Genomic DNA, 14,335 nt, shown 5'->3' on the forward strand with positions numbered 1-14,335 from the left:
AGGGACATCTGGCTGGCCGGGGAACTCGGCCAAGCCGGGCAACACGAACTAGCCGGGGAACTCGGCCAGTCCGAAGCGCGGCGGCGGTCCGCGCCGGTCGCCTCCCCCATAGCGCACCATGGGGCCAACGACGACCAGGGTCGCGAACAGCAACACCACTTCGAGAGAATACACGAGTCCGTATCCGGTGTAAGGGGTTTCTAACGCCTCACCGAGCAATCCGTTCTCGGCCAGCGAGCCGAGAACGTCCTTCAGGCCACCGCCCACGGCGATGGCAAAGCCCATGGCGGTGGCCTGCACGGCGCCCCAGGCGCCCAGCGCCAGACCACTGCCGCCTTCCGTGGCCAGGGCCATGGCGGCGGTCATGGTGCCGACGGCGAACAGGCCGGCGCCAAAGCCGATCAGCACGGTGCCCACCCGGAACAGCCCTTCCGAGCCGAGCGGCGCGGCGAACAGCACGGCGGTGAAGGCGATGATGCCGGCCAGCACCCCGAAGGCGGCCAGCCGGTGGGGGTCGAAGCCCTTCGACAACCCCTTGCCGGCCAGCGCGAAGCCGGCCAGCGAGCCGGCCGCCAGCAGCGCCGTCAGGAAGGTGGTCGAGCCGACCGACATGCCCAGGATCTCGCCGCCATAGGGCTCGAGCAGGATGTCCTGCATGGTGAAGCCGGCGGTGCCCAGGCCGGTGACCACCAACAGGCGGGCCGGCCGCCCCTGCTCCATGAACTCGGCCCAGGTCTCGCGGAAGCTGGGGCGCGGCGCCTCCGGATCGGTGGCCTGGGGATTGCGCGCCTCCTGCTTCCACAGGGCGATGGTGTTGAACACCAGGGTGATCACCGCCGCCCCCTGGATGACCTGGATCAGGCGGAAGTGACTGAAGTCGAGCAGCGCGCCGGCAAAAACGATGCCCGCCAGGATCTGGCCGACCAGCAGGAACACATAGAGCAGCGCCACGACGCGCGGCCGGGTGTCCTCGGGCGCCAGATCGGTGGCCAGGGCAAGGCCGGCGGTCTGGGTGGTGTGCAGCCCCGCCCCGACCAGCAGGAAGGCCAGCCCCGCGGCGGCCCGGCCGATGATCTCGGGCGACTCCATCTCGGTCTGCCCGGAAAGCACCAGCAGGGCGAAGGGCATGATCGCCAGACCGCCGAACTGCAACAGGGTGCCGAACCAGATGTAGGGCACCCGTTTCCAGCCCAGCACCGACTTGTGGGTGTCCGACTTGAAGCCGATCAGCACCCGGAAGGGCGCGAAGACGATCGGCAGGGCGACCATGGTGGCGACCAGCCAGGCCGGCACGTCGAGCTCGACGATCATCACCCGGTTCAGGGTGCCGGTCAGAAGCACCATGGCCATGCCGACCGAGACCTGGAACAGGGCCAGACGCAGCAGCCGTTTCATCGGCAGCTCGTCGGTCGCCGCGTCGGCGAAGGGCAGGTTGCGGTTGATCAACTCGCCCCACTTCTCGCGGTTGGCCTGGGCCTGGGCCTGCCGGGCCGCCTTTTCGGCCGGGCTCATCTTATCGGCGCCGGAGAGACGATCCGAGGCCTGTTTGGCCCCCTGGCGCAACGGCCGGGTGAGGGCGGCAATGGCGGGCGTGATGGTGTTGTCGATGTCGCCGGCCTTGTTGACCGCGTTGGCGAAGCCGCGCAGGCCACGACCAAGGGCGCCCTCGCCGGGCGGCCCCTGGGCGGCGGGCCGGTCAGCCCCACCCGGGGCCTCGCCGCTTTCGTCCCGCCGGGCGGCGCGCTCGGCCGCCTGCTGGCGGGCCTCGGCGCGGGCCTTGGCGAGGCGGACCATGATCTGGCGCACCTGTTCGCCCAACCGCTCCAGGGCGGGCTTCAGGTTGGCGGCCAGTTTCTCCACCTCCGGGACCAGCCGGGCCAGCCCCTCCTTGACCTGTTCGACGGCCTCGCTCAGACGACTCATGGCCGGACCAACTCCAACGCCTGCGAAATGTAGAAGCCCCGGGTGATGCGCCGGGTGCGCCCGATGCGCCACGCGCCGAGCACCGGATCGGCGGCCAGCATCTCCTTGAGGCGGGCTTCGCCGATCGGCTCGATGGCCGGCGAGCGGTCGGAGCGCGGAAACACCTTGCCGACCACGTGCATGGTGGCAAGCAGCGGGGTGCGCGGGGCGAAGGTGAAGACCATCGCCCGCGAGGTGCGCCGGGCCAGCCCGGAGAGCACGGTGACGATGTCCTCGCCGCGGTAATGGATCAGCGAATCCATGGCCACCACGCAATCGAAGGTGCCCAGGGTGGGGTCGGCGTAGTCGCCGACCCTGAAATCGATGGCCTCGGCCGGCACATCCTCGGGGGTACGCTCGCGGGCCTGATCGATCAGGTTGCCGGCCACGTCGACCGCCACCACCTTGGCCCCGCGCCGCGCCGCCTCGACGGCCAGCGCCCCGGTGCCGCAGCCGGCATCGAGCAGGCGCTGGTCCTTCATCTCGCCCAGCCAGTCGAGCAGGGTGTCGCGCATTTCCTGGCGGCCCTGGCGCACGGTTTCGCGGATGCCGCTCACCTTGTCGTCCGAGGTCAGCTTCTTCCACGCCTCGACAGCGGTGGCGTTGAAGTAGTCGGTGACCTCGCGGCGACGCGATTCAAAGGTCGGCGTGGGCATCTCAGTCGTACCCCAGAAGGTCGAAGATCTCGCGGTCCTTCAGCGAGCGGGCGTCCAGCGGCTCGACCCCGGCCCACAGCTTTTTGGCCAGCCCCAGGTATTCGTCCTGGACCCGGGCGATCTCCTCGGTGCGCTCCAGCTCGAACACCGTGCACTTGTTGAGGCGCGAGCGGCGGATGGCATCGAGCGCCGGCAGGTGGGCCAGGGTGCGCATGCCCGAGGCGTCGTTGAACTTCTCGATCTGGTCGGTGGCGTCGCTGCGGTTGGCGATCACCCCGCCCAGGCGCACGTCGTAGTTCTTGGCCTTGGCCTGGATGGCGGCGACGATGCGGTTCATGGCGAAGATGGAATCGAAGTCGTTGGCCGCCACCACCAGGGCCCGGTCGGCGTACTGCAGGGGGGCCGCGAAGCCGCCGCAGACCACGTCGCCCAGCACGTCGAAAACCACCACGTCGGTGTCGTCCAGCAGGTGGTGCTCCTTCAGGAGCTTCACCGTCTGGCCGACCACGTAGCCGCCGCAGCCGGTGCCGGCCGGCGGGCCGCCCGCCTCGACGCACATCACCCCGCCGTACCCCTCGACCATGAAGTCGTCGGGTTGCAGCTCCTCGCTGTGGAAGTTCACCGACTCGAGGGCATCGATGACCGTGCCCATCAGCGACTTGGTGAGGGTGAAGGTGCTGTCGTGCTTGGGGTCGCAGCCGATCTGCAGGACCCGCTTGCCGAGCCGCGAAAAGGCCACCGACAGGTTGGACGAGGTGGTGCTCTTGCCGATGCCGCCCTTGCCGTAGACGGCGAACACCTTGGCCTGACTGGCGTTCATCAGCTCGTCCAGGTGCACCTGGACGCTGCCGTCACCATCCGGCGGGGTTTGGTTCTCAAGCACCTTGGCTCAACTCCTTGGCATCTTTGGGTGGGCAACCGCTCAGGCGGCCACCCCCTCTTCGGAATCGGTCACCCCCTCCAGACGATCCTCCAGTTCCTCGCCGGCTTCGCGCAGGGCTTGAAGCATGTCGTCGTCGGGGGTCCAGTAGTTGCGTTCGTGGGCTTCCAGCAGACGGTTGGCGACCCGGGCCGAGGCCATCGGGTTGAGCTCGGCCATCCGCTTGCGCATCTCGGGATCGAGCAGGAAGGTCTGGGTCAACTGCTTGTAGACCCAGGGCGCCACCTGCCCGGTGGTGGCCGACCAGCCCATGGTGTTGGTGACATGGGCCTCGATCTGGCGCACCCCCTCGTAGCCGCTGGCCAGCATGCCCTCGTACCACTTGGGATTGAGCACCCGGGTGCGGGTCTCCAGGGCGACCTGCTCGGCCAGGGTGCGCACCTTGCCGCTGCCCTTGGTCTGGTCGCCGATGTAGACCGGCACGGCGCCGCCCTTGGCCCGACTCACCGCCCGGCTGATGCCGCCCAGGGTGTCGAAGTAGTGGTCGACGGTGGTCACCCCCAGTTCCACCGACTCCAGGTTCTGGTAGGCCATGTCGACGTCGCCGAGCGCCGTCTGCAGCAACTCGGTCTGCTGGGTCGGCTTGCCCGAGCGGCCATAGGCGAAGCTCTTGCGGCGGCTGTAGACCTCGGCCAGTTCGTCCTCGTTCTCCCAGCGCCCGCTGTCGACCAGCTGGTTGACGTTGGAGCCATAGGCCCCGTCGGCGTTGGAGAAGACGCGCAGGGCCGCCGTCTCGAAGTCCACCCCCTGGCGTTCCATGTAGTCCAGGGTGTGCTTGCGCACGAAGTTCTGCTCCGGCGGCTCGTCGGCGCTGGCGGCCAGATAGGCGGCCTCGGCCAGCAGGCGGGTTTGCAGCGGCAGCAGGTCGCGGAAGATGCCAGAGAGGGTCATCACCACGTCGATGCGCGGCCGGCCCAGTTTCTCCAGCGGCACCAGATCGGCCCCGGCGAGACGGCCGTAGCCGTCGAAGCGCGGCTTGGCGCCCATCAGCGACAGGGCCTGACCGATCGGGCCGCCGCCGTTCTTCAGGTTGTCGGTGCCCCACAGGACCATGGCGATGGAACTGGGGTAGCCGTTGCCGGCCTCGCGGTGGGTCTCGATCAAAAGCTCGGCCTGCCGCGCCCCGTCCTCGACCGCGAACAGGGTCGGCAGACGGAAGGGATCGAAGCCGTGCATGTTGCGCCCGGTGGGCAGGATGGCCGGGGTGCGCAAAAGGTCGCCGCCCGGCGCCGGGCGGATGTAGCGCCCGTCCAGCGCCTTCAAAAGGCCGGCCATTTCCTGGTTGTCGGCCATCAGGCGGGCGATGGTGGCCAATTCCTCGAACATGGCCACCGCGTCGGCGTCGTCGGCCACCCCGGCGCGGGCGATCACCGACTGGGCGCCGGCGCCGTCATGGACCAGGGACTCGAGCAGCTCGCGGGCCGGCGTGGCGCCATGGGTCGCCTCGGCGACGGCGGCCAGCAGGTCGACCCGGGCCTCGGCCGACGGGGCGCTGCCGAAAGTGTGCAGGCCGAAGGGGATCAGGGTGTCCTCAAGCTCGATCAGGCGGGTGCGCAGGGCCTCCACCTCGGCCGCCTGCTCGTCCGGCTTCCAGCACGGCTCGGCGGGACAGAGGTCGATGTCGGCGGCCTGGGTCTGGATCAGCTCGGCCAGCCGCACCCGCTCGTCCTCGGCGTCGGGCGGCAGGGCGCGCCAGCGGTCCATCGAGTCCTTGAGGTCGAGCAGACCGCTGTGCAGCCCGGCATGGGTGATCGGCGGCGTCAGGTAGGTGATCAGGGTGGCCGCCGAGCGCCGCTTGGCCAGGGTCCCTTCCGAGGGATTGTTGGCGGCGTAGAGATAGATGTTCGGCAGATCGCCGATCAGCCGCTCGGGCCAGCAGCGGTCGGACAGGCCGACCTGCTTGCCGGGCATGAATTCCAGCGCCCCGTGGGTGCCGTAGTGGACCACGGCGTGGGCGTCGTAATCGCGCGACAGCCAGCGATAGAAGGCCGAGAAGGCGTGGGTCGGGGCGAAGCCGCGCTCGAACAGCAGGCGCATGGGGTCGCCTTCCCAGCCGAAATTGGGCTGGATGCCGACGAAGACGTTGCCGAAGCCGGCCCCCAGGATGAACAGGTCGGCCCCGTCGGTCAGTTCGCGGCCCGGGGCCGGGCCCCACTGGGCCTCGATCTCGGCCAGCCACGATTCGCCCTTGACGTGGTCGTCGGCGCTGACCCGGGCGTGGACGTTGGCCGGGGTGCCATACAGCGCCGCGTTGCCCTCCAGGATGGCCTTGCGCAGGGCCTCCTCGCTCTCCGGCACCTCGACCTGATAGCCCTCGGCCTTCATCGCCTTCAGGGTATCGAGCAGCGAGGCGTAGACCCCGAGATAGGCCGCCGTGCCGGTGGCCCCGGCGTTGGGCGGGAAGTTGAACAGGATGATCGCCACCCGCCGCTCGCGGGCCGGAGTGCGGCGCAGGCGGACCAGGCGGGCGACCCGGGCGGCCAGCGCCTGGGCGCGCTCGGGATTGGCCCGCATCTCGCCGGCGCCGCGCCCCTTGGTGGGGTTGCGGCTGGTCGCCTCGGGGCCCGAGGCGGTGGCCCCGCCGCCCTCGTCGCCGCCCTCCACGGTGTCGGTGCGGCCGCCGAAGGTCATCGGCGCGATGGCCCCGTCGAGTTCCGGGATGGCCACCATCATGGTCGCCTCGACGGGCAGCAGGCCAAGCTCGGACTCGGCCCACTGGTCGAGGGTCTGGAACTCCACCGCGTGGGTGGTGAGATAGGGCACGTCCAGCTCGGCCAGCATGTCCTCGGCCGCCCGGCTGTCGTTGTAGGCCGGTCCACCGACCATGGAGAAGCCGGTCAGCGAGACCACCGCGTCGACCACGGTGCGGCCGTCCTGGCGGAAGAAGGCCTCCACGGCGGGACGCGAATCAAGCCCGCTGGCATAGGCCGGCACCACCTTCAGCCCCTTGGCCTCCATGGCCCGGATGACGCCGTCATAGTGCGCCGTGTTGCCGGCCAGCACGTAGGAGCGCATGACCAAAAGGCCGACCGTGCCCTTCACCTCCCCCTTGGGGGCCGGCAGGTCGGCCACGTTCTCGCTGACCCGGCCGGGCAGCGTGGGATGGTACAGCCCGACCTCGGGATACTCGATGGCCGGGGCCGCCTTCACCGCGCCCTTGAGGGCCGCCCGGTCGCCGCTGCTGTAGCGGCCGACCAGGAAGCGCACCATGTTGGCGATGTTCTCGTCCGAGCCGGCCAGCCAGTATTGCAGGGTCAGGAAATAGGCGCGCACGTCCTGGGCCTTGCCCGGGACCAGACGCAGGATGCGCGGCAGGCGGCGCAGCATGGCCATCTGCTGGGCCCCGGCGCCGCCGCCGTCCTTGCCGGCGCTTTCCCCGCGCAGCTTCTTGAGCAGGGTCATCAGGCTGCCCTGGGGGGCGGCCATGTCGAAGCCGCCGAGACGGGTCAGCTTGACCACCTCGCTGGCGGCCAGACAGCCGACAATGGCGTCGCACTCGGCGCGGCGGGCCTCCAGCGCCGGCAGCACGGCCTGGATCTGGTCTTCCAGGAACAGCATGGTGGCGATGATGACATCGGCCTCGGCGATGTCGTCGCGGCAGCGCTGGGCGGCCTCGGGGTCGTCGGCCCACTCGACCGCGCAGTGCAGGGCCAGGGTGAGGCCGGGCAGGTCGGCCTTCAGCGCCTGACGGGCCCGGGCCACGGCCCCGGACAGGTGCCCGTCCAGGGTGATGATGACCACCTTGACCGGCGTCGCGGCCAGATCGCCCTTAATTGCCGAAGTGTGCTTTTGCGTCATAGAGCGTATCGACCGTTATGGTTGAGACACCGCGCTCGGCCGCGAAACGCTCGGTATTGCGTCGGGCCTTGCCACGCACGAAAAACGGGATCTTCTTCAACTCTTTCTCGGCCGCCGGCTCCCACGCCGGCTGACCCGGCGCGGCGGCCACGGCAACCGTGGTCTCGGCCGGGGCCTCGTCGGCCTCGGCCGTGGCCCGCCGGCCACCGGCCGGCAGGTGCGACGGCCCGGCCTCGCCGTGGAACTCGAAATCCTCGCGGAACATGCCAAGCAGGTGTTCCTCCAGGCCCATCATCAGGGGATGGACCCAGGTGTCGAACAGCACGTTGGCGCCCTCGAAGCCCATCTGCGGGGCGTAGCGGGCCGGGAAGTCCTGGACGTGCACCGGGGCCGAGATGACGGCGCAGGGCAGGCCCAGACGCTTGGCCACGTGGCGCTCCATCTGAGTGCCCAGGACCAGATCGGGATGGGCCTCGGCGATCGCCTTTTCCACTTCCAGGTAGTCGTCGCCGATCACCGCCGTAAGGCCGCGCTCGGTGGCGGCGGCGCGGATGTCGCGGGCCCACTCGCGGCTGTAGGTGCCCAGGCCGACCACCTTGAAGCCCATCTCCTCCTCGGCGACGCGCAGGGCGCCGAGCACGTGGGTGGCGTCGCCGAACAGGAAGACCCGCTTGCCGGTGAGGTAGTTGGAGTCGACCGAGCGGGAGTACCAGGGCAGCCGGCAGCGCGCCTCGGCGAGCACCGGCTCGGGGTCGACCCCGGCCAGCTCGGCCACCTCGCGCACGAAGTCGCGGGTGGCGCCATAGCCGATGGGAATGGTGCGCACGGTGGGCTGCTTGAAGGTGCGCTCCAGCCAGCGGGCCGCGATGTCGGCGATCTCCGGGTAGAGCACGATGTTGAAGTCGGCCTCGCCGAGGCGGGCCAGATCGGCCGGACTGGCCCCCAGCGGCGCCACCACGTTGATCTCCACCCCCAGGCGCTCCAACAGGCCGGTGATTTCCTGAAGGTCGTCGCGGTGGCGGAAGCCGAGTGCCGTCGGCCCCAGGATGTTGGCCCGGGCCGGGCTGTCGGACAGGCGGGGCGACAATTCCTCGTCCGGCCCCGGGGCGTAAGGCGCGGCCAGCCCGCGGACCAGCCGGTAGAAGGTTTCCGCCGCCCCCCAGTTTTCCTTGCGCTGGTAGGCCGGCAGGTCGAGCGGGATGGCCGGAATGGACAACCCCAGTGCCTTGGCCAGACCGCCCGGGTCGTCCTGCAACAGCTCGGCGGTGCACGAGGCGCCGACCAGCAGGGCCTGCGGCTTGAAGCGCTCGGCGGCGGCGCGGGCCTGCTCCTTGAACAACTCGGCGGTGTCGGCCCCCAGGTCGCGGGCCAGGAACGAGGTGTAGGACACCGCCGGCCGCTTGTCCGAGCGCTCGATCATGGTGAACAGGAGGTCGGCGTAGCTGTCGCCCTGGGGGGCGTGGAGCACGTAGTGGACGCCCCTCAACGCCGTCGCCACCCGGATGGCGCCGACATGGGGCGGTCCTTCATATGTCCACACCGTCAACTGCATGGCCGCTGCCCCAGACCCCCGTTTCGCTGGCCTCGCCGGTCGCCTCCCGCCGGTGGCGGAAGGGATCGGCATCCTATCTCATAACCTTCAAACAATTCCAGGGTTTGCACGACGGGCCCTGGGGCCCGGCCGGGCATCGTCCCGAAGTATCTAGACCTTCAGCAGCCCGCGCCGGATCAGCGGGCGGGCGAACAGCTCGGCCAGATCGCCGGCTTGGTCGTAGCCGTGGACCGGCGAGAAGACAAGCTCGATGGACCATTTGGTGCTCAGGCCCTGGGCCTCCAGCGGGTTGGCCAGCCCCAGGCCGCACACCGTCAGGTCGGGCCGCGCGGCGAGGCAGCGGTCGAGCTGCTTCTCCACGTCCTGGCCCTCGCTCAGCACCACGCCCTCGGGCAGCCGGGCCAGATCCTCGGCGATCAGGGTCCGGTGCAGGTAGGGCACCCCGACCTCGACCGGCGCCATGCCCAACTCCTCGGACAGGAAGCGGGCCAGCGGTATCTCCAGTTGCGAATCGGGGAAGAAGAAGATGCGCTTGCCGTCCAGCCGCTCGCGGTGGCGGGCCAGGGCGACGCGGGCCCGCTCGCGGCCCGGCGCGGTGACCGCGTCGAAGCGCCCTGGCTCGACCCCGAAGGCGTCGGCCGCCGCCTTCAGCCAGGCGGTGGTCCCCGCCTCGCCAAAGGGATAGGGCGCGGCCAGCCGCTCGGCGCCGCGCTTTTCCAGCAGGCGCGCGGTGTCGGCCAGGAAGGGCTGGGCGAGCAGCATCCGGGTGCCCGGACCGACCGGCGGCTGGGCCTCGGCGCGGCCGCCGGGGAAGAAGCGCACCGGGCCCAGGCCCATCGCCTCGAACAGGCGGGCGAACTGGTCCTCGACCACGTCGGGCAGGGTGCCGACCACCAGCAGGCCGGGCGCCTCGCCCTCCTGGAGGGCCGGCAGGTGCGGCACCAGGGCGGCCAGACAGGCGTCCTCGCCCTGGGTGAAGGTGGTCTCGAGGCCGCTGCCCGACCACGACAGGATGGGCCGGCCGTGCTGGCCGCTCAGGCGCTGGGCGGCGCGGTCCAGATCCAGCTTGATGACCTCGGACGGACAGGAGCCGACCAGGAACAGCATTTTCACGTCGGGCCGGCGCTCCAGAAGCTGGCCGACCACGCGGTCCAGCTCCTCGTTGGCGTCGGCCATGCCGGCCAGATCGCGCTCTTCCAGGATGGCGGTGGCGAAGCGCGGCTCGGCGAAGATCATCACCCCGGCCGCCGACTGCATCAGGTGGGCGCAGGTGCGCGAGCCGACGATCAGGAAAAAGGCGTCCTGGATCTTGCGGTGCAGCCAGACAATGCCGGTCAGGCCGCAGAACATCTGGTGGGGGCCGCGCTGGTGCAGCACCTCGGGCGGAGTCTGGCAGGCGGCCGGGCCGCTCATCGGGCGGCCTCCGGCGCGGCGTCGGCGGCGGCCTCGGCCCGCTCGCGGTCGGCCTTCTCCTGCAGCCGGGCGGCGCGCAGCTTGAGCAGGAACTGCCCGGCGTTGATGACATAGGTGCCATAGGCGGCAAGGGCGATCACCATCTGCCCGGTGGCGTCCCACCAGCCGAACACCACCGCCCCCAGGTACAGGGTGTGCAGGGCGATGACCAGCATGCTGAACACGTCTTCCCAGAAGAAGGGACGGGCGAACAGCCACTTGCCGAAGACCACCTTCTCCCAGATCGAGCCGGTGATCATGATGGTGTAAAGAATGAGGGTCTTCACCACCACCGAGATGGTGGCGGCGAGCAGCCCATCGCCGGTGACCAGGAAGTTGATGACCAGCCCCAGGCTGACCAGGAAAACCAGGAACTGGACCGGCGCCAGGATGCCCTGGACCAGGGTCCAACGGGTCGAGTCGCGGCGGACCCGTTCCTCCGGGGTGTACAGCGGCGCGGTCATCTGGCTCGGCTCATCGGAAGGGCGGCGACCCGAAGGTTCGCCACCATTAAGGTTGATCCCCAACCCCCAAGGGCTCGCCCCCAGGGCTCGACCGGCACGGTCGGGACGGGACGCGCCCGGCTGGACCGGCGGGCCACCCGGCCGGCGGCCCCGCTAGAGAGGCGATCCCACCCCGCCCTGTCAAGGCCCGCCGTCGAACCCCGGAACCCGGCGCCCTTGGCGACCGGCCTTGGCGACTGGCCTTGGCGACTGGCCTTGGCGACCGGCACAAGGGACGGCTTGCCCCCGGGCGAGCGGGGCGGCAGTCTAGGCAGGGGTGGGGCAGAGTGTCAACCAGCCCAGACGTCAACTTGACTTGACTGCCCCGAGCGCGCACACTTTGCCCTGTCCGGTGGCCGCCTGGGGATTGGGCGGACCGGCTGGGCCTTGATGTTTTCCGATCCTGGTCAGGCGTCCCCGGAGGGGGGTGACGCCGGGCGTGGTGCGACCAACCCTGAAAGGCCGCACCCGCCGTACAGGTTATTGCGCGTGTTATCGCGCACTGTACTGTATTGATTGCGCACTGTCGTGCGCGCGGTTTTTGGGCTGCGGAGGGAGCCGACCCGGCGGCCCATCCCGTCCGACAAGGGGCGGGGTGGGCTGTCGGTGTCCCCGGTGGATGCCGGGACCGGTGATCCACGGGGGGTGCAGGGGGGATCGCCCCGGTTCATCGCCGGCTCAGGGCCGGCTCAGGGCCGGCTCAGGGCCGGCGAGCCGCGGCCGAGGGAGCTTAAAGGGAGGGGTATTGGGGGAATGCGAAGCGCTGGGCCCAGGCCCGTGCGGGGGGTGACAGGTGTGTCCGCAAGGCGGGCGCCCGCCCCTTGGCGCATGATATGTGACGACGCGCGGATCCACCGCGCGGGACGGGATGGCACGCGCGCCGTCACGTCCCGCGCGGGATCGGCCGGGGGGCGCCCGCCATGAAGTCGTTCCGCGCCCCGGCCGAGGTCCTCGGGCGGCTCGACCCGGCGACCACCTCGGCGGTCATCGCCGCCGCCGCCGATCTGGTCCTGGTCATCGACGCCGAGGGCATCGTGCGCGATCTCGCCCTGGGCCGCGACGATCTGGCCCGCGAGGGAGTCGGCGAGTGGATCGGCCGCCCCTTCGCCGCCACCGTCACCCCGGAAAGCCGCCCCACCCTGGAAGCCCTGTGCCACGAGGCCCGCGCCGCCGGCAACGAGCCGCGCTGGCGGCAGGTCAGCCACCCGGTGCCGGGCGGCATCGACCTGCCGGTGCTCTACACCGTGCTCGCCGTCGACGATGCCCGCCGGCTGATCGCCCTGGGCCGCGACCTGCGCTCCATCGCCGCCCTGGAACAGCGCCTGCTCGCCGCCCAGCAGACCCTGGAACGCGACTACGCCCGGCTGCGCGGCCTGGAAACCCGCTACCGGCTGCTCTTCAAGCAGGCCGCCGAGGGCATCCTGATCGTCGATTCCGCCTCGGCCAAGGTGCTGGAGGCCAACCCGGCGGCCCACGCCATGCTGGGCGACGACGGCCGCCCGCTGGCCGGCCGCGCCTTTCCCTTCGGCTTCGAGCCGCCCAGCATGCCCGGCCTGGAAGGCCTGCTCGCCTCGGCCCGCGAACTGGGCGCGGCGGGCGAGGTGCGGGCCCGCCTGGGCCACGAGCGGGGCGAGGTCTCGGCGGCCGCCGCCCTGTTCCGCCAGGAGCACGGCCCCTGCCTGCTGATCCGTCTGGCGCCGCTCGGCGCCGGGGCCGGGCTGGCCGCCCTGCCCCGCCTCGGCGGGCTGGCCGTGCAGGCCCTGGAATCCATGCCCGACGGCTTCGTGCTGACCGATCCGGCGGGCCGCATCCTGTCGGCCAACCAAGCCTTCCTGACCATGGTCGAGATCAGCACCGAGGATCAGGTGCGCGGCGATTCGCTGGGCCGTTTCCTGGGCCGCCCGGGGGTCGACATCGGGGTGCTGCTGGGCACCCTGCGCCAGCGCCCCCGGCTGCCCCACCTGACCAGCACCCTGGCCACCGAGGCGGGCGGCACCCGCGACGTGGACATCGCCGCCGTCGCCCTGGAGGCGGCCGACCCGCCCTGCCTCGCCTTCGCCATCCGCGACATCACCCGCCGCCCGCGCTCGACCCCGCGCCCCGCCTCGCCGACCCCGACCCGGACCATCGTCGCCGCCCTGACCGCCGAGGAGAACGACCCCTCGGGCAGCGGCCTCAACCGCGCCGTGGCCCATCTGGCCGAGCAGGTGGGCCAGGTGCCGCTGCGCGACATCATCCGCGACACCACCGACCTGATTGAGCGCATGTGCATCCAGGCGGCCCTGGAAATGACCGGCAACAACCGCGCCTCGGCGGCCGAAATGCTTGGCCTGAGCCGGCAGAGCCTGTATGTGAAGCTGCGCCGTTTCGGGCTCTCCGAGGCCGAGGGCGAGGAGTAGCCCCGAGGCCCCGCGCCGCAAGGATCGGCCGCCGGTCGGGCGGCAGTGTCCATCTCGATTGACACCTTCCCCGAACCGCCCCTAACGTGCCGATCCTCCCTGCCCTGTTCCAGAGACACCCGACGCGCCGACATGAACCAGCCCGCCCCGCCCCCGGATCCCACCTCCCCCGCCGAGCCGGTCCCCACCTCCGGCCGCAAGATGGCGCCCTGGGTCGAGGTGCTGCACCCGATCACCTGGTTCCCGCCGATGTGGGCCTTCGGCTGTGGCGTCGTCTCCTCCGGGGTGCCCGACTGGGGGCGCTGGTACGTGATCCCGCTCGGCATCCTGCTCGCCGGGCCGCTGCTGTGCGGCACCAGCCAGGTGGTCAACGACTGGTACGACCGCCACGTCGACGCCATCAACGAGCCCGATCGCCCGATTCCCTCCGGCCGCCTGCCCGGCAAAACGGGCTTCTATCAGGCCCTGTTGTGGAGCGCCCTGTCGCTGCTGGTGGCCTGGATGCTCGGCCCCTGGGTGCTGGCCGCCTCGGCCCTGGGGCTGGGGCTGGCCTGGATCTACAGCGCCCCGCCCTTGCGCCTGAAGGGCAACGGCTGGTACGGCAACGCCGCCGTCGGCATCGCCTACGAGGGACTGCCCTGGTTCACCGGCGCCGCCGCCATGGCCGGCGGTTTTCCCCACTGGGAAGTGGTGGTGCTGGCCCTGCTCTACAGCGCCGGCTGCCACGGCATCATGACGCTCAACGACTTCAAGTCGGTCGAGGGCGACACCCACACCGGCCTGCGCTCCCTGCCCGTGCAGCTGGGCGTCGAGAAGGCGGCCCGGCTGGCCTGCGCGGTGATGGCCGCGCCCCAGGTGGTGGTCATCGCCCTGCTCCTGATCTGGGGCCACACCCTGGCCGCCGGGCTGGTCACCCTGGTGCTGGGGCTGCAGGCCCTGGCCATGCTGCGCTGGATGGAGCGCCCCCGGGAACTGGCCCCGTGGTACAACCAGACCGGGGTGACGCTGTATGTCTCGGGCATGATGATCAGCGCCGTGGCCATCATGCCCGCCGCCGGATAGGGAGCCCCCCG

The 14,335-nt window shown here is 70.9% G+C and carries 9 protein-coding genes; 2 read left to right on the forward strand and 7 right to left on the reverse strand.

Annotation, left to right across the window (positions count from 1 at the left end):
- Positions 1-48: 48 nt before the first annotated feature.
- The 7 genes from BLR95_RS03780 to bchF all read right to left on the reverse strand — a co-directional run bounded on the left by BLR95_RS03780 (position 49) and on the right by bchF (position 10,824).
- On the reverse strand, positions 49-1,923 hold the full coding sequence (locus BLR95_RS03780; RefSeq protein WP_281241283.1) for a BCD family MFS transporter: 1,875 nt from the start codon (positions 1,921-1,923) through the stop codon (positions 49-51).
- Positions 1,920-2,618, reverse strand: coding sequence for a magnesium protoporphyrin IX methyltransferase (gene bchM, locus BLR95_RS03785; protein ID WP_092615661.1), 699 nt, complete (start codon positions 2,616-2,618; stop codon positions 1,920-1,922). Before bchM ends, BLR95_RS03780 begins: the two co-directional genes overlap by 4 nt.
- Before the next feature lies 1 nt (position 2,619).
- Entirely contained in the window at positions 2,620-3,438 is an 819-nt protein-coding gene (gene bchL, locus BLR95_RS03790) for a ferredoxin:protochlorophyllide reductase (ATP-dependent) iron-sulfur ATP-binding protein (protein WP_218119491.1), read from the reverse strand.
- A 102-nt stretch (positions 3,439-3,540) separates the two neighbouring features.
- Positions 3,541-7,356: a magnesium chelatase subunit H gene (locus BLR95_RS03795; protein WP_092615667.1), complete on the reverse strand. Its 3,816-nt coding sequence runs from the start codon at positions 7,354-7,356 to the stop codon at positions 3,541-3,543.
- Entirely contained in the window at positions 7,328-8,908 is a 1,581-nt protein-coding gene (gene bchB, locus BLR95_RS03800; RefSeq protein WP_092615670.1) for a ferredoxin:protochlorophyllide reductase (ATP-dependent) subunit B, read from the reverse strand. The genes BLR95_RS03795 and bchB overlap by 29 nt, the downstream gene beginning before the upstream one ends.
- A 150-nt stretch (positions 8,909-9,058) precedes the next feature.
- Positions 9,059-10,321 carry a ferredoxin:protochlorophyllide reductase (ATP-dependent) subunit N gene (locus BLR95_RS03805; RefSeq protein WP_092615672.1) on the reverse strand — a complete coding sequence of 421 codons (1,263 nt, stop codon included), beginning with the start codon at positions 10,319-10,321 and terminating at the stop codon, positions 9,059-9,061.
- Complete coding sequence (bchF, locus tag BLR95_RS03810; RefSeq protein ID WP_092615675.1) at positions 10,318-10,824, reverse strand: 2-vinyl bacteriochlorophyllide hydratase; 507 nt, start codon at positions 10,822-10,824, stop codon at positions 10,318-10,320. The genes BLR95_RS03805 and bchF overlap by 4 nt, the downstream gene beginning before the upstream one ends.
- A gap of 959 nt (positions 10,825-11,783) precedes the next feature.
- Here bchF and ppsR point away from each other — a divergent pair.
- Positions 11,784-13,262 carry a transcriptional regulator PpsR gene (gene ppsR / locus BLR95_RS03815; protein ID WP_092615677.1) on the forward strand — a complete coding sequence of 493 codons (1,479 nt, stop codon included), beginning with the start codon at positions 11,784-11,786 and terminating at the stop codon, positions 13,260-13,262.
- Between the two features lie 132 nt (positions 13,263-13,394).
- Positions 13,395-14,324, forward strand: coding sequence for a chlorophyll synthase ChlG (gene chlG / locus BLR95_RS03820; RefSeq protein ID WP_092615680.1), 930 nt, complete (start codon positions 13,395-13,397; stop codon positions 14,322-14,324).
- Positions 14,325-14,335: the final 11 nt, after the last annotated feature.

The sequence above is a fragment of the Roseospirillum parvum genome (genome assembly GCF_900100455.1).
GTDB classification, from domain to species: domain Bacteria; phylum Pseudomonadota; class Alphaproteobacteria; order Rhodospirillales; family Rhodospirillaceae; genus Roseospirillum; species Roseospirillum parvum.